This is a genomic window from Enterobacter sp. DNB-S2 (assembly GCF_019443845.1).
Lineage (GTDB): Bacteria > Pseudomonadota > Gammaproteobacteria > Enterobacterales > Enterobacteriaceae > Enterobacter > Enterobacter asburiae_B.
The window spans coordinates 3,656,112-3,676,348 of the sequence record NZ_CP050520.1 but is presented as its reverse complement, the minus strand read 5'-3'; the positions used below and the strand labels follow the sequence as shown (position 1 = coordinate 3,676,348).

The window sequence follows — 20,237 nt, the reverse complement described above, 5'->3', positions numbered from 1 at the left end:
ATGCAGGATTTAAAAGGTTTCTCCGTGCCGAAAGGTTTTCGGGGCGGGAACGGTATTAAGGTACAGCTGTGGTGGGCCGTTCAGGCAACGTTATTTGCCTGGTCGCCGCAAATAATGTACCGCTGGCGAGCTTTTCTATTGCGCCTGTTTGGCGCAAAAATCGGAAAAAACGTAGTCATCCGACCTTCTGTAAAAATTACCTATCCGTGGAAATTAACGCTTGGGGATTACGCATGGGTTGGGGATGACGCGGTGTTATATACCCTGGGCGAAATTACGATTGGCGCAAATTCGGTGGTTTCACAGAAATGTTATTTGTGCACCGGCAGCCACGATTTTATGAGTCAGCATTTTGATATTACCGCTTCGCCTGTTGTGATTGGCGAAAAATGCTGGCTGGCAACGGATGTTTTTGTTGCACCGGGTGTTTCTGTTGGCGATGGCACGGTAGTCAGTGCCCGCAGCAGCGTTTTTAAATCGCTACCGGCAAATAAAGTTTGCCGTGGCAACCCCGCAGTGGTGATACGCGAACGCGTTGAAACGAAGAGCCTTGTTAAGTAGGCGTAATCGTTGCAGGCAGTTTGAACGCGGACTGCGCGGAGAAACCGGAACGTACTTAGGTACGTGAGGATTTCGAGCACAGCCCACGTTCAAAATGACAAAAAAGATAGCCTACTTAACGGCTCTGATTAAATTCATAAGTAGAGGAATAAAACATGTCTAAAGTCGCTCTCATCACCGGCGTTACCGGGCAGGATGGTTCTTACCTGGCAGAGTTCCTGCTGGAAAAAGGGTATGAAGTACACGGTATTAAACGTCGTGCGTCTTCTTTCAACACCGAACGTGTGGATCATATTTATCAGGATCCTCACGCGGCGAACCCGAAATTCCATCTGCACTACGGCGACCTGACCGATACCTCCAACCTGACCCGTATCCTGCAGGAAGTACAGCCGGATGAAGTCTACAACCTGGGCGCGATGAGCCACGTAGCGGTCTCCTTCGAATCCCCGGAATACACCGCCGACGTTGATGCCATGGGTACGCTGCGTCTGCTGGAAGCAATCCGCTTCCTCGGCCTTGAGAAGAAAACTCGCTTCTACCAGGCATCCACCTCCGAGCTGTACGGCCTGGTGCAGGAAATCCCACAGAAAGAGACCACGCCGTTCTACCCGCGCTCTCCGTATGCGGTAGCAAAACTGTACGCCTACTGGATCACCGTGAACTACCGTGAATCCTACGGCATGTACGCCTGTAACGGCATCCTGTTCAACCACGAATCTCCGCGTCGCGGCGAAACCTTCGTGACCCGCAAAATCACCCGCGCTATCGCCAACATCGCGCAGGGTCTGGAGTCTTGCCTGCACCTCGGCAACATGGATTCCCTGCGTGACTGGGGCCATGCCAAAGACTACGTGAAAATGCAGTGGATGATGCTGCAGCAGGAACAGCCAGAAGACTTCGTGATTGCGACCGGCGTGCAGTACTCCGTTCGTCAGTTCGTTGAAATGGCCGCGGCACAGCTGGGCATCAAGCTGCGCTTCGAAGGTACCGGCGTGGAAGAGAAAGGTATCGTGGTTTCCGTGACCGGCCACGACGCTCCGGGCGTGAAGCCAGGCGACGTGATTGTCCAGGTTGACCCGCGCTACTTCCGTCCTGCTGAAGTGGAAACCCTGCTGGGCGACCCAACCAAAGCGCACGAGAAGTTGGGCTGGAAACCAGAAATCACTCTGCAGGAAATGGTTTCCGAGATGGTAGCCAAAGATCTTGAAGCAGCGAAAAAACACTCCCTGCTCAAGTCTCATGGCTACGAGGTTGCCATCGCGCTGGAGTCCTGAGAATGACAAAACAACGTATTTTTGTCGCCGGTCATCGCGGAATGGTGGGTTCCGCGATTGTTCGCCAGCTCGAACAGCGCGGTGACGTGGAAGTGGTTGTCCGCACGCGCGACGAGCTGAACCTGCTCGACAGCCGCGCGGTACAGGACTTCTTTGCTAACGAACGCATTGACCAGGTGTATCTGGCGGCGGCGAAGGTGGGCGGCATTGTCGCTAACAACACCTACCCGGCGGATTTCATCTACGAAAACATGATGATCGAGAGCAACATCATTCACGCCGCGCATCTGCACAACGTGAATAAGCTGCTGTTCCTCGGATCGTCCTGTATTTACCCGAAAATGGCGAAACAGCCGATCGCCGAGAGCGAACTGCTGCAGGGCACGCTTGAAGCGACCAACGAGCCGTACGCGATTGCCAAGATTGCCGGGATCAAGCTGTGCGAGTCCTACAACCGTCAGTACAACCGCGACTATCGTTCGGTGATGCCGACCAACCTGTACGGACCGCACGACAACTTCCACCCGAGCAACTCGCACGTGATCCCGGCGCTGCTGCGCCGCTTCCACGAGGCGACCGCCGAGAACGCGCCGGACGTAGTGGTGTGGGGCAGCGGTACGCCGATGCGTGAATTCCTGCACGTGGACGACATGGCTGCCGCCAGCATTCACGTGATGGAGCTGGATCGCGAGGTGTGGCAGGAGAACACCGAGCCGATGCTGTCGCACATCAACGTCGGTACCGGCGTGGACTGCACCATTCGCGAGCTGGCGCAAACCATCGCGCAGGTAGTGGGCTACAAAGGCCGCGTGGTGTTTGACGCGACGAAACCGGACGGCACGCCGCGCAAGCTGCTGGACGTGACCCGTCTGCATCAGCTGGGCTGGTATCACGAGGTGTCACTGGAGCAGGGGCTGGCCAGTACCTACCAGTGGTTCCTGGAAAACCAGCACCGCTTCCGGGGGTAACGATGTTTTTAAGTCAGGAAGATTTTGCCACGGTAGTGCGTTCGACTCCGCTCATCTCAATTGATTTGATCGTGGAGAACGAACGCGGCGAGTTCTTGCTGGGGAAACGAACCAACCGTCCTGCACAGGGCTTCTGGTTCGTGCCCGGCGGGCGCGTGCAGAAGGATGAGCGGCTCAGCGATGCGTTTGAGCGTCTCACTCTGGCGGAACTGGGCCTGCAGCTGCCTATGGCAGCGGGCCAGTTTTACGGGGTCTGGCAGCACTTCTATGACGATAACTTTTCAGGCACCGGGTTCACCACGCACTACATCGTGCTGGGGTTCCGCCTGAAGGTGAGTGAGGCAGACCTGCGTCTGCCTGACTCTCAGCATGACGACTACCGCTGGCAGACGCCAGAGGCGCTGCTTGCCAGCGACAATGTGCATGACAACAGTCGTGCCTATTTCCTGGCCGATCGTCAGTCCGGAGTGCCGGGCTTATGAAAATTTTAGTGTACGGAATCAACTACTCGCCGGAGCTAACCGGCATCGGAAAATACACCGGCGAGATGGTCGAATGGATGGCGAGCCAGGGACATGACGTGCGGGTCATTACCGCGCCGCCGTACTACCCGGAGTGGAAAGTCGGGGAGCGCTACTCAAGCTGGCGCTACCGTCGCGAAGAGGGCGCAGCGACCGTCTGGCGCTGCCCGCTGTATGTGCCTAAGCAGCCCTCGACGCTGAAGCGGTTAATTCATCTGGGCAGCTTTGCCCTGAGCAGTTTCTTCCCGCTGATGGCGCAGCGTCGCTGGAAGCCGGATCGCATCATCGGCGTGGTGCCAACGCTGTTTTGCACGCCGGGCATGCGCCTGCTGGGCAAACTCTCCGGCGCGCGCACCCTGCTGCACATTCAGGATTACGAAGTTGACGCCATGCTGGGCCTGGGGATGGCAGGCAAAAGCAAGGGCGGCAAGGTGGCGAAGCTCGCCAGCGCGTTTGAGCGCAGCGGCCTGCACAACGTGGATTACGTCTCGACTATCTCGCGCTCGATGATGAACAAGGCGCAGGAAAAGGGCGTTCCGGCAGAGAAGGTGATCTTCTTCCCGAACTGGTCCGAAGTGGCGCGTTTTCGCGATGTAACTGAGCAAGACGCTCAGGCCCTGCGCGCGCAGCTCGGTTTGCCTGAAGATCAAAAAATCATTCTTTACTCAGGCAACATCGGCGAAAAGCAGGGGCTGGAAAGCGTGATTGAAGCGGCCCAGCTGCTGAGTGAACATCCGTGGACGTTTGTGATTGTCGGGCAGGGCGGTGGAAAGGCGCGGCTGGAAAAAATGGCCGGGGAACGTGGCCTGACCAACGTGAAATTTTTCCCGCTTCAGTCTTACGAGGCATTGCCTGCGCTGCTGAAGATGGGCGACTGCCATCTGGTGGTGCAAAAACGCGGCGCCGCGGACGCGGTGCTGCCGTCCAAGCTGACCAACATTCTGGCAGTGGGCGGTAACGCGGTGATCACGGCAGAAGCCGAAACAGAATTAGGCCAGCTGTGCGACAGCTATCCGGGGATTGCCGTGTGCGTGGAGCCGGAATCGGTCCCGGCGCTGGTAACCGGAATTGAGAAGGCACTTGCCATGCCAAAAGTGAACACGGTGGCACGTGAATATGCCGAACGCACGCTCGAGAAAGAGAACGTGCTGAGCCAATTTATTGCAGATATACGGGGATAAATCATGAGTCAAACCACTTTGTATCCGGTTGTGATGGCTGGTGGCTCTGGTAGCCGGTTGTGGCCGCTGTCCCGCGTGCTCTATCCAAAACAGTTCCTCTGCCTGAAAGGGGATCTCACCATGCTGCAGACGACGGTAAACCGTCTGCACGGCGTGGAGTGTGAAAGCCCGGTGGTGATTTGTAACGAACAGCACCGCTTTATTGTTGCCGAGCAGCTGCGCCAGCTGAATAAGCTCACCGAAAACATCATCCTGGAGCCTGCCGGACGCAATACCGCGCCCGCGATCGCTCTGGCGGCGCTGGCAGCAAAACGCAGCAGCCCGGACTGTGACCCGCTGATGCTGGTCCTGGCGGCAGACCACGTTATCCAGCAGGAAGACGCGTTCCGCGACGCGGTGCGTGCGGCGATCCCTTACGCCGAGAGCGGCAAGCTGGTGACCTTCGGCATCGTGCCGGATCTGCCGGAAACCGGCTATGGCTATATTCGTCGCGGCAGCGTGACGCCGGGTGAAGGCGACAGCGTGGCGTTTGACGTGGCGCAGTTTGTTGAAAAACCGAATCTGGAAACCGCGCAGGCGTATGTCGCCAGCGGTGAGTATTACTGGAACAGCGGGATGTTCCTGTTCCGCGCCGGACGCTATCTGGAAGAGCTGCGCAAATACCGCCCGGATATTCTTGACGCCTGCGAGAAAGCGATGGCGGTGGTGGACCCGGATCTCGACTTCATCCGCGTGGATGAAGAGGCGTTCCTCGCCTGCCCGGAAGAGTCCATTGACTATGCGGTGATGGAACGTACGGCGGACGCCGTCGTGGTACCGATGGATGCGGGCTGGAGCGATGTCGGCTCCTGGTCCTCCCTGTGGGAGATCAGCGCCCATACCCCGGAGGGTAACGTCCACCACGGCGATGTTATTAGCCACAAAACGGAAAACAGCTACGTCTACGCCGAATCCGGCCTGGTGACCACGGTCGGGGTGAAGGATCTGGTGGTTGTCCAGACCAAGGACGCCGTGCTGATTGCCGACCGTAACGCCGTGCAGGACGTTAAAAAAGTGGTGGAGCAGATCAAGGCCGATGGCCGTCACGAGCACCATATTCACCGCGAAGTCTACCGTCCGTGGGGGGAATATGACTCCATTGACTCCGGTGATCGCTACCAGGTGAAACGCATCACCGTGAAGCCGGGCGAGGGGCTGTCGGTGCAGATGCACCATCACCGCGCCGAGCACTGGGTGGTGGTCGCGGGTACCGCTAAAGTCACTATCGACGGTGAAGTCAAACTGCTGGGCGAAAACGAGTCCATTTATATTCCGCTGGGGGCGACGCACTGTCTGGAGAACCCGGGGAAAATTCCTCTCGACTTAATTGAGGTGCGCTCCGGCTCGTATCTGGAAGAGGACGATATCGTGCGCTTCCAGGACCGCTACGGGCGGGTATAGCTCTCTGCATTATGCCCGGTGGCGCTGCGCTTACCGGGCCTGCGAATGACAAAAAAATCAATTTGGCCATTACATGGTCAGGGCCGACTGTTGCCTGAAAAAGGGGTCATCATGGAAAAATTAACCTGTTTTAAAGCCTACGATATTCGCGGCAAGCTGGGCGAAGAGCTGAATGAAGACATCGCGTGGCGCATTGGCCGCGCGTACGGCGAATATTTAAAACCGCAGACCATCGTGCTGGGCGGCGACGTGCGTCTGACCAGTGAATCCCTCAAGCTGGCCCTGGCGAAAGGGCTGCAGGACGCGGGCGTGGACGTGCTGGATATCGGCCTTTCCGGGACCGAGGAAATTTACTTTGCCACCTTCCACCTGGGCGTGGACGGCGGTATCGAAGTGACGGCCAGCCACAACCCGATGGACTACAACGGGATGAAACTGGTGCGCAAGGGCGCCCGTCCTATCAGCGGCGACACCGGCCTGCGCGACGTGCAGCGCCTGGCGGAAGCCAACGACTTCCCGCCGGTGAACGACGCGAAGCGCGGCAGCTACAAAAAAATCAACCTGCAGAAAGAGTACATCGACCACCTGCTGGGCTACATCAACGTGGCGAACCTCAAGCCGCTGAAGCTGGTCATCAACTCCGGTAACGGCGCGGCCGGCCCGGTGGTGGACGCGCTGGAAGCCCGCTTTAAGGCGCTGAACGTGCCGGTGACCTTCGTCAAGGTGCACAACACCCCGGACGGCAACTTCCCGAACGGTATTCCTAACCCGCTGCTGCCGGAGTGCCGCGACGACACCCGCAACGCGGTGATAGAGCACGGCGCGGACATGGGCATCGCCTTTGACGGCGACTTCGACCGCTGCTTCCTGTTCGACGAGAAAGGGCAATTCATCGAGGGCTACTACATTGTCGGCCTGCTGGCGGAAGCGTTCCTTGAGAAAAACCCGGGTGCGAAAATCATTCATGACCCGCGCCTTTCCTGGAACACCGTCGACGTGGTCTCCGCGGCGGGCGGCACGCCGGTGATGTCCAAAACCGGCCATGCCTTCATCAAAGAGCGCATGCGCGAAGAAGACGCCATCTACGGCGGCGAGATGAGCGCCCACCACTACTTCCGTGATTTTGCCTACTGCGACAGCGGGATGATCCCGTGGCTGCTGGTGACCGAGCTGTTGTGCCTGAAGGGGCAGACGCTGGGCGAGCTGGTGCGCGACCGCATGGCGGCGTTCCCGGCGAGCGGGGAGATCAACAGCAAGCTGGCGCAGCCGGCCGAGGCCATTGCCCGCGTGGAGCAGCACTTTGCGATCCACGCGCTGGAAATTGACCGTACGGACGGCATCAGCATGGCGTTCCCGCAGTGGCGCTTTAACCTGCGCTCGTCCAACACCGAGCCGGTGGTGCGCCTGAACGTGGAGTCCCGTGCTGACACGGCGCTGATGGAAGCCCGAACGAAGGACATTCTGGCGCTGTTGAATCAGTAACAATTGCCCCTCCCGGCGGGAGGGGGAACCGAATACAGGAACAACGATGACGAATCTAAAAAAACGCGAACGAGCGAGAACGAATGCATCGTTAATCTCTATGGTGCAGCGTTTTTCTGATATCACCATCATGGTCGGTGGATTGTGGGCGGTGTGTCGGATCGGCGGGCTGCCGTTCTTATATATGCATCTGCTGATGGCACTCATTGCGCTGGTCGTGTTTCAGATGATCGGCGGGATGACCGATTTCTACCGCTCGTGGCGCGGCGTGAAAATGACCACCGAACTGATGCTGTTGCTGCAGAACTGGACCCTGAGTCTGATCTTCAGCGCAGGCCTGGTGGCCTTCAGCCATGATTTTGATAATCGCCTCGTCACCTATCTCTGCTGGTATTTGATCACCAGCGTCGGCATGGTGGTGTGCCGTTCCCTGATCCGCTTCGGCGCGGGCTGGCTGCGTAACCGCGGTTATAACCGTCGCTTCGTTGCGGTAGCGGGCGATCTTCCGGTTGGTAAGGTTCTGCTCGACAGCTTCCGCAAAGAGCCGTGGTTAGGGTTTGAAGTGGTCGGGATTTACCACGACGCGAAGCCGGGCGGCGTGCCGTCGGACTGGGCGGGCAATTACGAACAGCTTATTGAAGACGCGAAAGCCGGTAAAATTCACAACGTCTACATCGCCATGCAGATGAGAGACGAATCCCGCATTAAGCAACTGATGCGCGAGCTGGCGGACACCACCTGTTCGGTGATCCTGATCCCGGACGTCTTTACCTTCAACATCCTTCATTCACGCATTGAAGAAGTGAACGGCGTGCCGGTGGTACCGCTGTACGACACCCCGCTGTCGGGCATTAACCGCGTGCTGAAGCGCGCGGAAGATATCGTGCTCTCTTCGCTGATTTTACTGCTCATCTCCCCGGTGCTGTGCTGCATTGCCCTCGCGGTGAAGCTGAGCTCTCCCGGCCCGGTTATCTTCCGCCAGACCCGCTACGGTATGGACGGTAAGCCGATTATGGTGTGGAAATTCCGCTCCATGAAGGTGATGGAAAACGACAAGGTGGTGACCCAGGCAACGCAGAACGATCCGCGCGTCACCCGCGTGGGGAACTTCCTGCGCCGCACCTCGCTGGACGAGCTGCCGCAGTTTATCAACGTCTTCACCGGCGGCATGTCGATTGTTGGCCCGCGTCCGCACGCGGTGGCGCACAACGAGCAGTACCGCTCGCTGATTGAAGGCTACATGCTGCGCCATAAGGTGAAGCCGGGCATTACCGGCTGGGCGCAGATCAACGGCTGGCGCGGCGAAACCGACACGCTGGAAAAAATGGAAAAACGTATCGAATTCGATCTGGAGTACATCCGTGAATGGAGTATCTGGTTCGATATCAAGATTGTTTTTCTGACCATCTTCAAAGGTTTCGTGAACAAAGCGGCGTACTAAGATGAGCTTACGTGAAAAAACCATCAGCGGGGCGAAGTGGTCAGCGATGGCGACCATCGTCATCATTGGCCTCGGTCTGGTCCAGATGACCGTGCTGGCGCGCATTATTGATAATCACCAGTTCGGCCTGCTGACCGTCTCGCTGGTGATTATCGCGCTGGCCGATACGCTGTCTGATTTTGGTATCGCCAACTCGATTATCCAGCGCAAAGAGATCAGCCATCTTGAGCTGACTACGCTCTACTGGCTGAACGTGGGGCTGGGAATTTTCGTGTTCGTGCTGGTGTTCCTGCTGAGCGATACCATCGCCAGCGTGCTGCATAACCCGGATCTGGCTCCACTGATGCGCACGCTGTCGTTTGCTTTCGTGGTGATCCCGCACGGGCAGCAGTTCCGCGCGCTGATGCAGAAAGAGCTGGAGTTCAACAAGATCGGCATGATCGAGACCAGCGCGGTGCTGGCGGGCTTTACCTTCACCGTGGTGAGCGCCCATTTCTGGCCGCTGGCGATGACCGCTATCCTCGGATACCTGGTTAACTCTGCCGTGCGTACGCTGCTGTTCGGCTACTTTGGCCGCAAGATCTACCGTCCCGGGCTGCATTTCTCTCTCGCGTCCGTTTCGTCCAACCTGCGCTTTGGCGCGTGGCTGACGGCGGACAGCATCATCAACTATGTGAATACCAACCTGTCGACGCTGGTGCTGGCGCGCATTCTTGGCGCGAGCGTGGCGGGGGGCTACAACCTGGCCTACAACGTCGCGGTGGTGCCGCCGATGAAGCTAAACCCTATCATCACCCGCGTCCTGTTCCCGGCGTTCGCCAAGATTCAGGACGACACCGAGAAGCTGCGCGTTAACTTCTACAAGCTGCTTTCCGTGGTGGGGATCATCAACTTCCCGGTGCTGCTTGGGCTGATGGTGGTTTCCAGCAACTTCGTGCCGCTGGTGTTTGGCGAGAAGTGGAACGGCATCATCCCGATCCTGCAGCTGCTGTGCGTGGTGGGGCTGCTGCGCTCCGTGGGGAATCCGATTGGTTCCCTGCTGATGGCAAAAGCGCGCGTCGACATTAGCTTTAAGTTCAACGTGTTCAAAACTTTCCTGTTTATTCCGGCGATTATCGTCGGCGGGCATATGGCAGGCGCCATCGGCGTCACGCTGGGCTTCCTGCTGGTGCAGATAATCAATACCGTTCTGAGCTACTTCATCATGATCAAGCCGGTGCTGGGCTCCAGCTACCGTCAGTACATCCTGAGCCTGTGGCTGCCGTTCTATCTCTCGTTGCCGACCCTGGCGGTGAGCTACGGCCTGGGCATCATCCTCAGCGGTCACCTGCCGCTGGCCGCGCTGCTGGCGGTACAGGTTGCCGCGGGCGCGCTGGCATTTGGCGTGATGATTGTGCTGTCACGCAATGCGCTGGTGGTGGAGATGAAGCGCCAGTTTTGCCGTAACGAAAAAATGAAAACGCTGCTTCGCGCAGGCTAGTTATTTAAGAGGCCATTATGAAATTATTAATTCTTGGCAACCATACCTGCGGCAACCGTGGCGACAGCGCCATCCTGCGCGGTTTACTGGATGCAATTAACACCCTTAAGCCTGAGACTGAAGTGGACGTGATGAGCCGTTATCCGGTCAGCTCATCCTGGTTACTGAACCGCCCGGTGATGGGCGACCCGCTCTACAGCCAGATGAAACAGCATAACAACGCCGCGGGCGTGATGGGCCGCGTGAAGAAAGTGCTGCGCCGTCGCTACCAGCACCAGGTGCTGCTTTCCCGCGTGACCGATACCGGCAAGCTGCGCAACATCGCTATCGCGCAGGGCTTTACCGATTTTGTTCGTCTGCTGTCCGGCTACGACGCCATTATCCAGGTCGGCGGTTCGTTCTTCGTCGATCTCTACGGCGTGCCGCAGTTTGAGCATGCGCTTTGCACCTTTATGGCGAAAAAGCCGCTGTTTATGATTGGCCACAGCGTCGGGCCATTCCAGGATCCGCAGTTTAACCAGCTCGCAAACTACGTGTTCGGCCACTGCGACGCGCTGATCCTGCGCGAGTCGGTCAGCCTCGACATGATGAAGCGCAGCGAAATTGACACCTCAAAAGTTGAGCACGGCGTGGACACCGCGTGGCTGGTGGATCACCAGGACGACAGCTTCCAGCCGAGCTACGCGGTGCAGCACTGGCTCGACGTGGCGGCGAAACAGAAAACCGTCGCGATTACCCTGCGCGAGCTGGCGCCCTTCGATAAGCGTTTAGGTACGACCCAGGCGGCGTATGAGAAAGCCTTCGCCGACGTGGTGAACCGCGTGCTGGACAGCGGGTACCAGGTGCTGGCGCTCTCAACCTGCACCGGCATCGACAGCTACAACAAAGACGACCGTATGGTGGCGCTGAACCTGCGCAGCCTGGTGAACGATCCGTCCCGCTACCACGTGGTGATGGACGAACTGAACGATCTGGAGATGGGCAAGCTGCTCTCCGCCTGCGACCTGACCGTCGGCACGCGCCTGCACTCCGCCATTATCTCCATGAACTTTGGCACGCCGGCCATTGCCATCAACTACGAACACAAATCAGCAGGCATCATGCAGCAGCTCGGTATGCCGGAAATGGCCGTGGATATCCGTCATCTGCTCGATGGTTCGCTCGGTGCGATGGTGGGCGACACGCTCGGCCAGTTGCCTGCGATCAATGAACGCCTGGCGGTGGCGGTGAAAGCCGAGCGCGAGAAGGGCATTGGGATGGTGAAATCGGTACTTGACCGCGTACGGGAGGGGAAATGAAGGTTGGTTTCTTCTTACTGAAATTTCCGCTGTCGTCTGAAACGTTTGTCCTGAACCAAATCACCGCGTTTATCGATATGGGATATGACGTGGAGATTATCGCCCTGCAAAAGGGCGATACCAAAAATACCCATGCGGCGTATACCCAGTATGGGCTGGAGGCGAAAACCCGCTGGCTGCAGGATGAGCCGTCCGGGAGACTGAGCAAGCTGCGGCACCGGGCCAGCCAGACCTTGCGCGGGATCCACCGCGCGTCGACCTGGCGGGCTCTGAATGTTTCCCGCTATGGGGCCGAATCCCGCAATCTAATCCTGTCGGCCATCTGCGGGCAAACCGCGCAGCCGTATCGTGCCGACGTGTTTATCGCCCACTTTGGCCCGGCGGGCGTCACCGCCGCGAAGCTGCGCGAACTGGGCGTGATTGACGGCAAAATTGCGACCATCTTCCACGGTATTGATATCTCCAGCCGCGAAGTGCTGAACCACTACACGCCGGAGTATCAGCAGCTGTTCAGGCGCGGCGACATGATGCTGCCTATCAGCGACCTGTGGGCCGGACGCCTGAAAAACATGGGCTGCCCGGGAGAGAAAATTGCCGTTTCGCGTATGGGCGTGGACTTAACGCGCTTCACTCGCCGTCCTGTCAAGGTGCCGGGAAAACCGCTGCAGATCATCTCCGTTGCTCGCCTGACCGAGAAGAAAGGCCTGCATGTGGCTATTGAAGCCTGCCGCCAGCTGAAAGCGCGCGGGGTGGATTTCCACTATCGCATTCTCGGCATTGGGCCGTGGGAGCGTCGTCTGCGCACGCTTATCGAACAGTATCAGCTGGAAGATGTCGTAGAGATGCCGGGCTTCAAGCCGAGCCACGAGGTCAAGACCATGCTCGACGAGGCGGATGTCTTTCTGCTGCCTTCCGTAACGGGCGCCGATGGCGATATGGAAGGCATTCCGGTGGCGCTGATGGAGGCGATGGCCGTAGGTATTCCGGTGGTATCAACCCTGCACAGCGGGATCCCGGAGCTGATTAAGTCTGACCATTCCGGCTGGCTGGTGCCGGAGAATAACGCGATGGCCCTTGCGGACCGATTAGCAGCCTTCAGCGATATTGACCAGCAGGCGCTGGAGCCCGTGCTCCAGAACGCCCGACAAAAAGTGGAAACCGATTTTAACCAGCAGGTGATTAACCGCCAGTTAGCGAGCCTGCTGCAAACGTTGTAACGCCGAGGATGTATGCTGAAAAAGATTACCCGACGCACCTTTGTCTCTTCTCTCTCCGTTCTGGCGGCCACGCCGCTGCTGTCGTCACGCATCGCGCGGGCGGCAAGCGGCAGAACGGTCTTTGTTAATCAGTACAATAACAACGACTGGATCGCCGCTTTTAAGCAGGCGTTCAATGACGGCGACACCGTCGTGGTCCCTGCCGGGCTTACCTGCGAAAACATCAATACCGGCATTTTCATTCCCGACGGTAAAACGCTGCTGATCCGCGGGGCGTTAACCGGCAACGGGCGCGGCCGCTTTGTTCTGCAGGAAGGCAGCAAAGTGATAGGCGAAGGTGCTGGCCGCACGGAGAACATCACGCTCGACGTTCGCGGCTCTGACTGCGTTATCAAAGGGCTGGCCATGAGCGGTTTTGGCCCGGTGACGCAGATCTACATCGGCGGCAAGAAACCGAGCGTAATGCGCAATTTGCTGATTGATAACATTAGCGTGAGCCAGGCCAACTACGCCATTCTGCGCCAGGGTTTCCATAACCAGGTGGACGGCGCCCGCATCACCAACAGCAAATTTAGCCATCTCCAGGGGGATGCGATCGAGTGGAACGTTGCCATCAACGATCGCAATATCCTGATCTCTGACCATGTCATCGACAACATCAACTGCACCAACGGCAAGATCAACTGGGGCATCGGCATTGGCCTCGCCGGCAGCACCTACGATAACGACTATCCGGAGAAGCAAACCGTCAAGAACTTCGTGGTGGCAAACATCACCGGCAGCAACTGTCGCCAGCTGGTGCACGTTGAAAACGGTAAGCATTTTGTTATCCGCAATATTAAGGCCAAAAATATTACCCCCGACTTCAGTAAAAAGGCGGGAATAGACAACGCCACGGTGGCCATTTATGGCTGTGATAATTTCATTATTGATAATGTCGACATGGTGAACAGTGCCGGAATGTTAATCGGCTATGGGGTGATAAAAGGCGATTATTTGTCCATCCCGCAGAACTTCAAGCTCAACAATATTCATCTCGATAATCGTCAGCTTGCGTATAAATTGCGTGGAATACAGATTTCATCCGGTAACGCCACCTCGTTTGTGGCGATAACCAACGTGGAAATGCAGCGTGCAACGCTTGAGCTGCACAACAAGCCGCAACATCTTTTTTTACGCAATATCAATGTGATGCAGGAAGCCGCTGTGGGGCCCGCCCTGAAAATCAACTTCGACCTGCGCAAGGATGTGCGGGGTAAATTCATGGCGAAAGACGAGACGTTGCTGTCGCTGGCGAACATAAAAGCAGTGAATGAGAAGGGGCAAAGCTCGGTCGATATTGACCGGGTCGACCAGCAGGTAGTGAATGTGGAAAGGCTTAACTTTGCGCTTCCGCACAGATAATCGACAATCAGCAGTTTTGAGACTATTCCTGGCATAAAAGCGCGATCTAATCAGATTACAACTACAGAAATTTGTGATGCTAAGGCGTAACATTGCCCAAGGATTACGGCAAATCATGCTGGCGAAAACAGGTTTAAGAGCTATAATTCGTCAACCATTTTAAGGTGGAAGAAATAATGATTAATTTGAAAGCAGTCATTCCGGTAGCAGGCCTGGGCATGCATATGCTGCCAGCCACAAAAGCCATTCCTAAAGAGATGCTGCCGATCGTCGACAAGCCAATGATTCAGTACATTGTCGATGAGATTGTTGCTGCAGGGATCAAAGAAATCGTCCTGGTTACGCACTCCTCCAAGAATGCGGTAGAAAACCACTTCGACACCTCTTACGAACTCGAAGCGTTGCTTGAGCAGCGCGTCAAACGCCAGCTGCTGGCGGAAGTGCAGTCTATTTGCCCGCCGGGCGTGACCATCATGAACGTGCGTCAGGCGCAGCCGCTGGGCCTGGGCCACTCTATCCTGTGTGCTCGTCCGGTTGTGGGTGATAACCCATTCATTGTTGTTCTTCCGGACATCATCATCGATACCGCTTCTGCCGATCCGCTGCGTTACAACCTGGCGGCAATGGTGGCGCGTTTCAATGAAACCGGCCGTAGCCAGGTGCTGGCGAAACGCATGAAGGGCGATCTCTCCGAGTACTCCGTTATCCAGACTAAAGAACCGCTGGAAACGGAAGGGCAGGTGAGCCGCATCGTTGAGTTCATCGAAAAACCGGATCAGCCACAGACACTGGACTCAGACCTGATGGCGGTTGGCCGTTATGTTCTGAACGCCGATATCTGGGCAGAGCTGGAAAAAACTGAGCCAGGCGCCTGGGATCGTATTCAGCTGACCGACGCGATTGCCGAACTGGCGAAAAAACAGTCCGTTGACGCGATGCTGATGACCGGCGACAGCTATGACTGCGGTAAGAAAATGGGGTATATGCAGGCGTTCGTGAACTATGGACTGCGTAACCTGAAGGAAGGGGCGAAGTTCCGTAAGAAAATTGAAAAACTTCTCGAAGAGTAAATTTTCGAACCTGTGTTTGCCTAAGTTGATGAGAAAACGACAGATGATTCTTGGGGCACATTTTAAAGTGTCCCTCGTATCCTCTGTCGTTTTGTTTTTAGCAAGTAACCCGAAGTGTTGGACGTCTTACGGTTTTGAATACCAAACGGTTGGTTTTTCTTGTTTTGGTCTGTAATTAATACCACAATACTGGATTCGCTGTGGCTGCTATGGACGCTGCAGTCTGAGTAACAAAATATAAAATTCAACGTCTCATGCAGACTTAGTGCACTGGTAGCTATTGAGCCAGGGGCGGTAGCGTGGTCAAACATGAACCTCCAGCGTTGAGATGTATATATGCGACTTGAAGAGGTATGCATGATCGGTTTACTCAATCGTTTGCTATTAAAGTTGAAGTTAGCAACAAAATTCCGAAATAAAATTCAAGTGGGTGATAATGTATTCATTCATAAGAACCCCACCTTCATTGTGAGATCGAATGAAGATCGCAACGGTATCTTTATCCATGATGGGGTTTATATCGGCAGAGATGTAAACATTCATACAGCCTCTAAGATTGTGATATCAAAAAATTGCGTTATTAGTGATTATGTTTATATAAGCACGCTAGCTCATGGTATAGATCCTGAACTGGGGCCTATCCTCACCCAGAAGGATATTGACAAAGGGCAGATAGTTCTCGGTGAGAACGTTTTTCTTGGTTTCAATACTAAAATCTTGCCAGGAGTAACACTCGGAGAATGGACCATCGTAGGGGCGGGGGCTGTTGTCACGAAATCCTTCCCAGGCTTTTGCGTAGTAGCAGGTAACCCAGCCCGCATTATCAAGATGTACAATCATAGTTCACATGAGTGGGAAGCAGTAAATGTTGCTAAATAAAATAGTGAATGCCTTCCATTTATTTGTTTCACAGGTTAAGTATAAAACCTGTATGAAATCTTTTGGGCATCGTAGTAGGATTATCTCGCCCTTACTCATTGCAAATCCAAAATATATTGAGGTTGGGCAGCGAGTTTTAATAAGAAACGGTTTAAGGCTAGAAGTTGTTGACCCTCAAAATGAGGTTGTCATCAGTATTGGTGATAATGTAAATATTGAACAGAATTGTCATATTATTGGTCGTGTAAAAGTAGCTATTGGCAACAATGTAACTATTACCGGGAATTGTTCCATTGTTGATGTGAGCCATCCCTTCGAAAATATTCATGATACAACAAAAATTGGTGACCGAATTTCAAATATTCAACGGCCAGTTACCATAGGTGATGGTTCTTTTATTGGTTTTGGATCGCATATTTCTCCCGGTGTTACGATTGGAAAAAATTGCGTCATTGGTGCTGGTTCAGTAGTGACTAAATCAATACCTGATTATTCGGTTGTCGCAGGTGTTCCAGCCAAGATTATAAAGTATTATTCATTTGAAGAGAATAAATGGGTCAGCGTACGAAGTTGATATCAGTACTTTAAAACCCTTGGCTTCAATTATATAAAAGAGATCGTGATGAAAATATTAGTTACTGGGGCTGCCGGATTCATCGGTTCGGCATTAGCGCGTTATATTATTAATTCAACAACTGATTCTGTGGTAAATGTTGATAAGTTAACCTATGCAGGTAACCTTCAATCTTTAAAAGATATTGAAAACAGCGATCGTTATGCTTTCGTTCATGCTGATATTTGCGATGCACAGGTATTAGACGCAATTTTTTCAACTCATAAACCTGATGCAGTAATGCATCTGGCAGCAGAAAGTCACGTTGACCGTTCAATCACCGGTCCGGCTGCGTTTATTGAAACGAATATTGTTGGAACCTACGTCTTGCTTGAAGCAGCCAGAAAATACTGGCAAAACCTGGAAGGTGAAAAGAAACAGGGATTTCGTTTCCATCATATTTCAACCGATGAAGTGTATGGGGACCTACCTCATCCTGATGAATGGGATAATAACAAAAGTCTTCCATTGTTTACTGAGCATACCGCCTATGCTCCAAGCAGCCCGTACTCTGCCTCTAAAGCATCAAGCGATCATTTAGTACGCGCGTGGCATCGGACTTATAATTTCCCAACTATTGTGACTAACTGTTCAAACAATTATGGACCTTACCATTTCCCAGAAAAGTTAATCCCGTTGGTAATTCTCAATGCATTACAAGGTAAACCGTTGCCTATTTATGGCAAAGGTGATCAGATCCGTGACTGGTTGTACGTTGAGGATCATGCCCGTGCACTCTATACCGTTATTACGGAAGGTATCGTAGGTGAAACCTACAATATCGGCGGTTATAATGAGAAAAAGAATATTGAAGTAGTACAAACTATCTGCAATATTCTTGACGAAATAAAACCGAAGAATACCTCGTATAGTCAACAAATCACTTATGTTGCCGATCGTCCAGGCCACGATCGACGCTATGCAATCGATGCCAGTAAAATCACTCTGGAACTCGGCTGGAAACCTCAAGAGACCTTTGAATCTGGTATTAAGAAAACGATTCATTGGTATCTTGATAACCAGGATTGGGTCCAAAATATTATGAGTGGTGCCTATCAGGACTGGATCAATAAAAATTACGAGCAACGCTAATCTTTTCAACCCCGTCATAAGAAGCATTGAACATGTCAAAAAGAAAAGGAATTATTTTAGCCGGTGGTTCAGGTACTCGCCTTTACCCTGTGACGATGGCGGTTAGTAAACAGCTGCTGCCAATCTATGATAAGCCGATGATTTATTATCCGTTAAGCACGCTGATGCTTGCGGGTATTCGGGATATTCTCATCATCAGCACACCTCAGGATACCCCGCGCTTTGAGCAATTACTGGGTAACGGTAAAAAATGGGGACTGAACATTGAATATAAAGTCCAGGAAAGTCCTGATGGTCTTGCTCAGGCATTTATCATTGGTGAAGAGTTTATCGGTAACGATTCTTGTGCTTTAGTCCTTGGAGACAATGTTTTCTATGGTCACGATTTGCCAAAAGAACTTGAAATGGCAATGAATCAGGAAAAAGGAGCTACAGTCTTTGCCTATCATGTGAAAGACCCTGAACGTTATGGCGTGGTAGATTTCGATGAGAATGGCAAAGCGCTTTCTTTAGAAGAGAAACCACTGAAGCCAAAAAGTAATTACGCTGTGACTGGTCTCTATTTTTATGATAATGACGTCATTGAGATGGCTAAACAGCTGAAACCGTCAGCGCGTGGTGAATTAGAGATCACTGATATTAACCGACTCTACCTGGAAAAAAATTCGCTCTCAGTTGCTATTATGGGGCGTGGATATGCCTGGCTTGATACAGGAACGCATGAGAGTCTAATTGAGGCAGGTAACTTTATTCAGACGATCGAATCACGTCAAGGTCTCAAAGTTTCTTGCCCGGAAGAGATTGCTTATCGCAAAGGTTTCATTGATAAGAAACAGTTAGCAAAATTAGCCAAAGAACTCAATAAAAATGACTATGGCAAATATTTGCAGCATTTAGCTAAAGACTGAAAATCCAACATAAAGTACTAAAAAGTATGAAAATTATTGAAACGCCTTTAAAAGATGCTGTAATTATTGAACCTAAAGTTTTTGGTGACGAACGTGGCTATTTCTTCGAAGTATATCAGAAAAAACGTTACCAGGAATTAGGATTTGGTCTGGACTTTGTTCAGGATAATCGTTCTAAATCGACGAAAAATGTTCTGCGCGGGCTTCATTTTCAGAAAACAAAGCCTCAGGGTAAGTTAGTCTCAGTAACCCAGGGTTCTGTTTTTGATGTGGCCGTTGATCTCCGCCCAGAATCACCAACATTTGGTCAGCATCATTCAGTCATTCTATCCGAAGATAATTTTCTTCAGTTTTATATTCCTCCTGGTTTCGCTCATGGTTTCTGCGTATTAAGTGATACTGCTAGTTTCCAGTACAAATGCACAGATTATTATGATCCAACCGATGAAGGTGGTCTTATCTGGAACGATCCAGATCTGGGTATAGAATGGCCAGTTTCTAATCCTGTAGTTTCTGCTAAAGATTGTATTTTACCTTCACTTGCAAGTATCAAAGAACAGATTCTTAAAGGCTGGACAAATGGCTAAGTATACAGTTATTGGGGGTAACGGTTTTATTGGTTCACATATCGTTACATTGCTTAAAGAGCAAGGGCATGATGTCGTTGTTCCTGATCGCAACAGCTGCAATTCTCTCAATGGTGAGTTGGGCAAAGTCATTTATTGTGCTGGTAATGGTGATTGTGCCAAAAGCTATTTTTCTGTGCTGGAAGCAAATACAGTTTTGTTGGCAAAGTTACTGCAGGATGCACAGTTTGAAAAGCTGGTATATATATCCTCAACTCGAGTTTATATGAACCATCATAGCGCGAATGAAACTGACGATCTGGTAGTAACTGCGGATGATAACAGGAAGCTGTTTAATCTGACCAAACTGGTAGCAGAAGAATTGTGCCTTAAGAGCGAACGTGATGTTACTGTAGTTCGACCTAGCAATGTCTATGGTTTAGCGCTCAATAGTACATTATTCCTGCCGTCCATTATTCGTCATGCCATTAATAATGGTGAAATCAACATGTTTGTTGCGCCTGAATATGCTAAGGACTATGTTTCGGTCAATGATGTCGCTAAAGCATGTGTGTGGTTGGCTGAAAACCAAAACACTAATAAAGAAATATACAATGTCGCATCTGGATTTAACGTAACAGCTAAGCAAATCGCTGATGTCATTGAAAAAGAGACGGCTTGTAAAGTTAACTGGCATGACGGTAATTTTCCTCGTGAAGAGTTCCCCGTAACCAGCATAAATAAGTTATCTACTGAAATTCCGGATTATAAACCACAACATGTGCTTGATGATTTGAAAATTATGATAGCTAGTTATAAAGAAGAACTGGCGAGATAAA

At 53.0% G+C, this 20,237-nt stretch carries 19 protein-coding genes; all 19 read left to right on the top strand.

The genetic code is table 11. The features are described from left to right. The gene (gene wcaF / locus HB664_RS17660) at positions 1-561 is read left to right on the top strand and encodes a colanic acid biosynthesis acetyltransferase WcaF (protein WP_219939905.1); all 561 of its coding nucleotides are present in this window, start codon (positions 1-3) and stop codon (positions 559-561) included. A gap of 155 nt (positions 562-716) precedes the next feature. Continuing rightward, the gene (gmd, locus tag HB664_RS17655; protein ID WP_014884502.1) at positions 717-1,838 is read left to right on the top strand and encodes a GDP-mannose 4,6-dehydratase; all 1,122 of its coding nucleotides are present in this window, start codon (positions 717-719) and stop codon (positions 1,836-1,838) included. Between the two features lie 2 nt (positions 1,839-1,840). Further along, positions 1,841-2,806, top strand: coding sequence for a GDP-L-fucose synthase (locus tag HB664_RS17650; RefSeq protein ID WP_013097874.1), 966 nt, complete (start codon positions 1,841-1,843; stop codon positions 2,804-2,806). Between the two features lie 2 nt (positions 2,807-2,808). Beyond that, a complete protein-coding gene (locus HB664_RS17645; protein ID WP_033145977.1) occupies positions 2,809-3,288 on the top strand; it encodes a GDP-mannose mannosyl hydrolase in 480 nt (159 codons plus the stop codon). Next, positions 3,285-4,508 carry a colanic acid biosynthesis fucosyltransferase WcaI gene (wcaI, locus tag HB664_RS17640; RefSeq protein ID WP_143346764.1) on the top strand — a complete coding sequence of 408 codons (1,224 nt, stop codon included), beginning with the start codon at positions 3,285-3,287 and terminating at the stop codon, positions 4,506-4,508. Before HB664_RS17645 ends, wcaI begins: the two co-directional genes overlap by 4 nt. Before the next feature lie 3 nt (positions 4,509-4,511). Beyond that, the gene (cpsB, locus tag HB664_RS17635) at positions 4,512-5,948 is read left to right on the top strand and encodes a mannose-1-phosphate guanyltransferase (protein ID WP_219939904.1); all 1,437 of its coding nucleotides are present in this window, start codon (positions 4,512-4,514) and stop codon (positions 5,946-5,948) included. Positions 5,949-6,059: 111 nt separating this feature from the next. Continuing rightward, a complete protein-coding gene (gene cpsG, locus HB664_RS17630) occupies positions 6,060-7,430 on the top strand; it encodes a colanic acid biosynthesis phosphomannomutase CpsG (RefSeq protein WP_023312395.1) in 1,371 nt (456 codons plus the stop codon). Positions 7,431-7,476: 46 nt separating this feature from the next. Then, positions 7,477-8,871, top strand: coding sequence for an undecaprenyl-phosphate glucose phosphotransferase (wcaJ, locus tag HB664_RS17625; RefSeq protein WP_033145973.1), 1,395 nt, complete (start codon positions 7,477-7,479; stop codon positions 8,869-8,871). A 1-nt stretch (position 8,872) separates the two neighbouring features. Beyond that, positions 8,873-10,351 (top strand): colanic acid undecaprenyl disphosphate flippase WzxC, encoded by a 1,479-nt coding sequence (gene wzxC, locus HB664_RS17620; RefSeq protein WP_039262643.1) that lies wholly within the window; start codon positions 8,873-8,875, stop codon positions 10,349-10,351. Between the two features lie 17 nt (positions 10,352-10,368). Then, complete coding sequence (gene wcaK / locus HB664_RS17615) at positions 10,369-11,649, top strand: colanic acid biosynthesis pyruvyl transferase WcaK (protein WP_033145972.1); 1,281 nt, start codon at positions 10,369-10,371, stop codon at positions 11,647-11,649. After that, on the top strand, positions 11,646-12,866 hold the full coding sequence (gene wcaL / locus HB664_RS17610) for a colanic acid biosynthesis glycosyltransferase WcaL (protein ID WP_219939903.1): 1,221 nt from the start codon (positions 11,646-11,648) through the stop codon (positions 12,864-12,866). Before wcaK ends, wcaL begins: the two co-directional genes overlap by 4 nt. A 12-nt stretch (positions 12,867-12,878) precedes the next feature. Then, positions 12,879-14,270: a colanic acid biosynthesis protein WcaM gene (gene wcaM, locus HB664_RS17605; protein WP_182073004.1), complete on the top strand. Its 1,392-nt coding sequence runs from the start codon at positions 12,879-12,881 to the stop codon at positions 14,268-14,270. A 176-nt stretch (positions 14,271-14,446) separates the two neighbouring features. Next, on the top strand, positions 14,447-15,340 hold the full coding sequence (galF, locus tag HB664_RS17600) for a GalU regulator GalF (RefSeq protein WP_143346768.1): 894 nt from the start codon (positions 14,447-14,449) through the stop codon (positions 15,338-15,340). Between the two features lie 357 nt (positions 15,341-15,697). Continuing rightward, a complete protein-coding gene (locus tag HB664_RS17595) occupies positions 15,698-16,219 on the top strand; it encodes a DapH/DapD/GlmU-related protein (RefSeq protein WP_219939902.1) in 522 nt (173 codons plus the stop codon). Then, the gene (locus HB664_RS22965; protein WP_219939901.1) at positions 16,206-16,793 is read left to right on the top strand and encodes an acyltransferase; all 588 of its coding nucleotides are present in this window, start codon (positions 16,206-16,208) and stop codon (positions 16,791-16,793) included. The genes HB664_RS17595 and HB664_RS22965 overlap by 14 nt, the downstream gene beginning before the upstream one ends. Positions 16,794-16,841: 48 nt before the next feature. Then, positions 16,842-17,924, top strand: coding sequence for a dTDP-glucose 4,6-dehydratase (rfbB, locus tag HB664_RS17585; RefSeq protein WP_219939900.1), 1,083 nt, complete (start codon positions 16,842-16,844; stop codon positions 17,922-17,924). 32 nt (positions 17,925-17,956) lie between these two features. Beyond that, entirely contained in the window at positions 17,957-18,832 is an 876-nt protein-coding gene (gene rfbA / locus HB664_RS17580) for a glucose-1-phosphate thymidylyltransferase RfbA (protein WP_039262639.1), read from the top strand. Positions 18,833-18,858: 26 nt separating this feature from the next. After that, positions 18,859-19,419: a dTDP-4-dehydrorhamnose 3,5-epimerase gene (gene rfbC / locus HB664_RS17575; protein ID WP_039262638.1), complete on the top strand. Its 561-nt coding sequence runs from the start codon at positions 18,859-18,861 to the stop codon at positions 19,417-19,419. Beyond that, positions 19,412-20,236, top strand: a complete 825-nt coding sequence (locus HB664_RS17570) for an NAD(P)-dependent oxidoreductase (protein WP_039262637.1) — start codon at positions 19,412-19,414, stop codon at positions 20,234-20,236. Before rfbC ends, HB664_RS17570 begins: the two co-directional genes overlap by 8 nt. The last annotated feature ends 1 nt before the right edge of the window (position 20,237 follow it).

Bases quoted from the DNA above. Each gene is read 5' to 3' on its own strand.
- HB664_RS22965 (WP_219939901.1), top strand. From the start codon at position 16,206: ATGTTGCTAAATAAAATAGTGAATGCCTTCCATTTATTTGTTTCACAG.
- HB664_RS17595 (WP_219939902.1), top strand. From the start codon at position 15,698: ATGATCGGTTTACTCAATCGTTTGCTATTAAAGTTGAAGTTAGCAACA.
- wcaJ (WP_033145973.1), top strand. From the start codon at position 7,477: ATGACGAATCTAAAAAAACGCGAACGAGCGAGAACGAATGCATCGTTA.
- wcaF (WP_219939905.1), top strand. From the start codon at position 1: ATGCAGGATTTAAAAGGTTTCTCCGTGCCGAAAGGTTTTCGGGGCGGG.
- HB664_RS17650 (WP_013097874.1), top strand. From the start codon at position 1,841: ATGACAAAACAACGTATTTTTGTCGCCGGTCATCGCGGAATGGTGGGT.
- HB664_RS17570 (WP_039262637.1), top strand. From the start codon at position 19,412: ATGGCTAAGTATACAGTTATTGGGGGTAACGGTTTTATTGGTTCACAT.
- wcaM (WP_182073004.1), top strand. From the start codon at position 12,879: ATGCTGAAAAAGATTACCCGACGCACCTTTGTCTCTTCTCTCTCCGTT.
- wcaK (WP_033145972.1), top strand. From the start codon at position 10,369: ATGAAATTATTAATTCTTGGCAACCATACCTGCGGCAACCGTGGCGAC.
- wcaI (WP_143346764.1), top strand. From the start codon at position 3,285: ATGAAAATTTTAGTGTACGGAATCAACTACTCGCCGGAGCTAACCGGC.
- rfbC (WP_039262638.1), top strand. From the start codon at position 18,859: ATGAAAATTATTGAAACGCCTTTAAAAGATGCTGTAATTATTGAACCT.
- cpsG (WP_023312395.1), top strand. From the start codon at position 6,060: ATGGAAAAATTAACCTGTTTTAAAGCCTACGATATTCGCGGCAAGCTG.
- HB664_RS17645 (WP_033145977.1), top strand. From the start codon at position 2,809: ATGTTTTTAAGTCAGGAAGATTTTGCCACGGTAGTGCGTTCGACTCCG.
- wcaL (WP_219939903.1), top strand. From the start codon at position 11,646: ATGAAGGTTGGTTTCTTCTTACTGAAATTTCCGCTGTCGTCTGAAACG.
- wzxC (WP_039262643.1), top strand. From the start codon at position 8,873: ATGAGCTTACGTGAAAAAACCATCAGCGGGGCGAAGTGGTCAGCGATG.
- gmd (WP_014884502.1), top strand. From the start codon at position 717: ATGTCTAAAGTCGCTCTCATCACCGGCGTTACCGGGCAGGATGGTTCT.
- cpsB (WP_219939904.1), top strand. From the start codon at position 4,512: ATGAGTCAAACCACTTTGTATCCGGTTGTGATGGCTGGTGGCTCTGGT.
- rfbB (WP_219939900.1), top strand. From the start codon at position 16,842: ATGAAAATATTAGTTACTGGGGCTGCCGGATTCATCGGTTCGGCATTA.
- galF (WP_143346768.1), top strand. From the start codon at position 14,447: ATGATTAATTTGAAAGCAGTCATTCCGGTAGCAGGCCTGGGCATGCAT.
- rfbA (WP_039262639.1), top strand. From the start codon at position 17,957: ATGTCAAAAAGAAAAGGAATTATTTTAGCCGGTGGTTCAGGTACTCGC.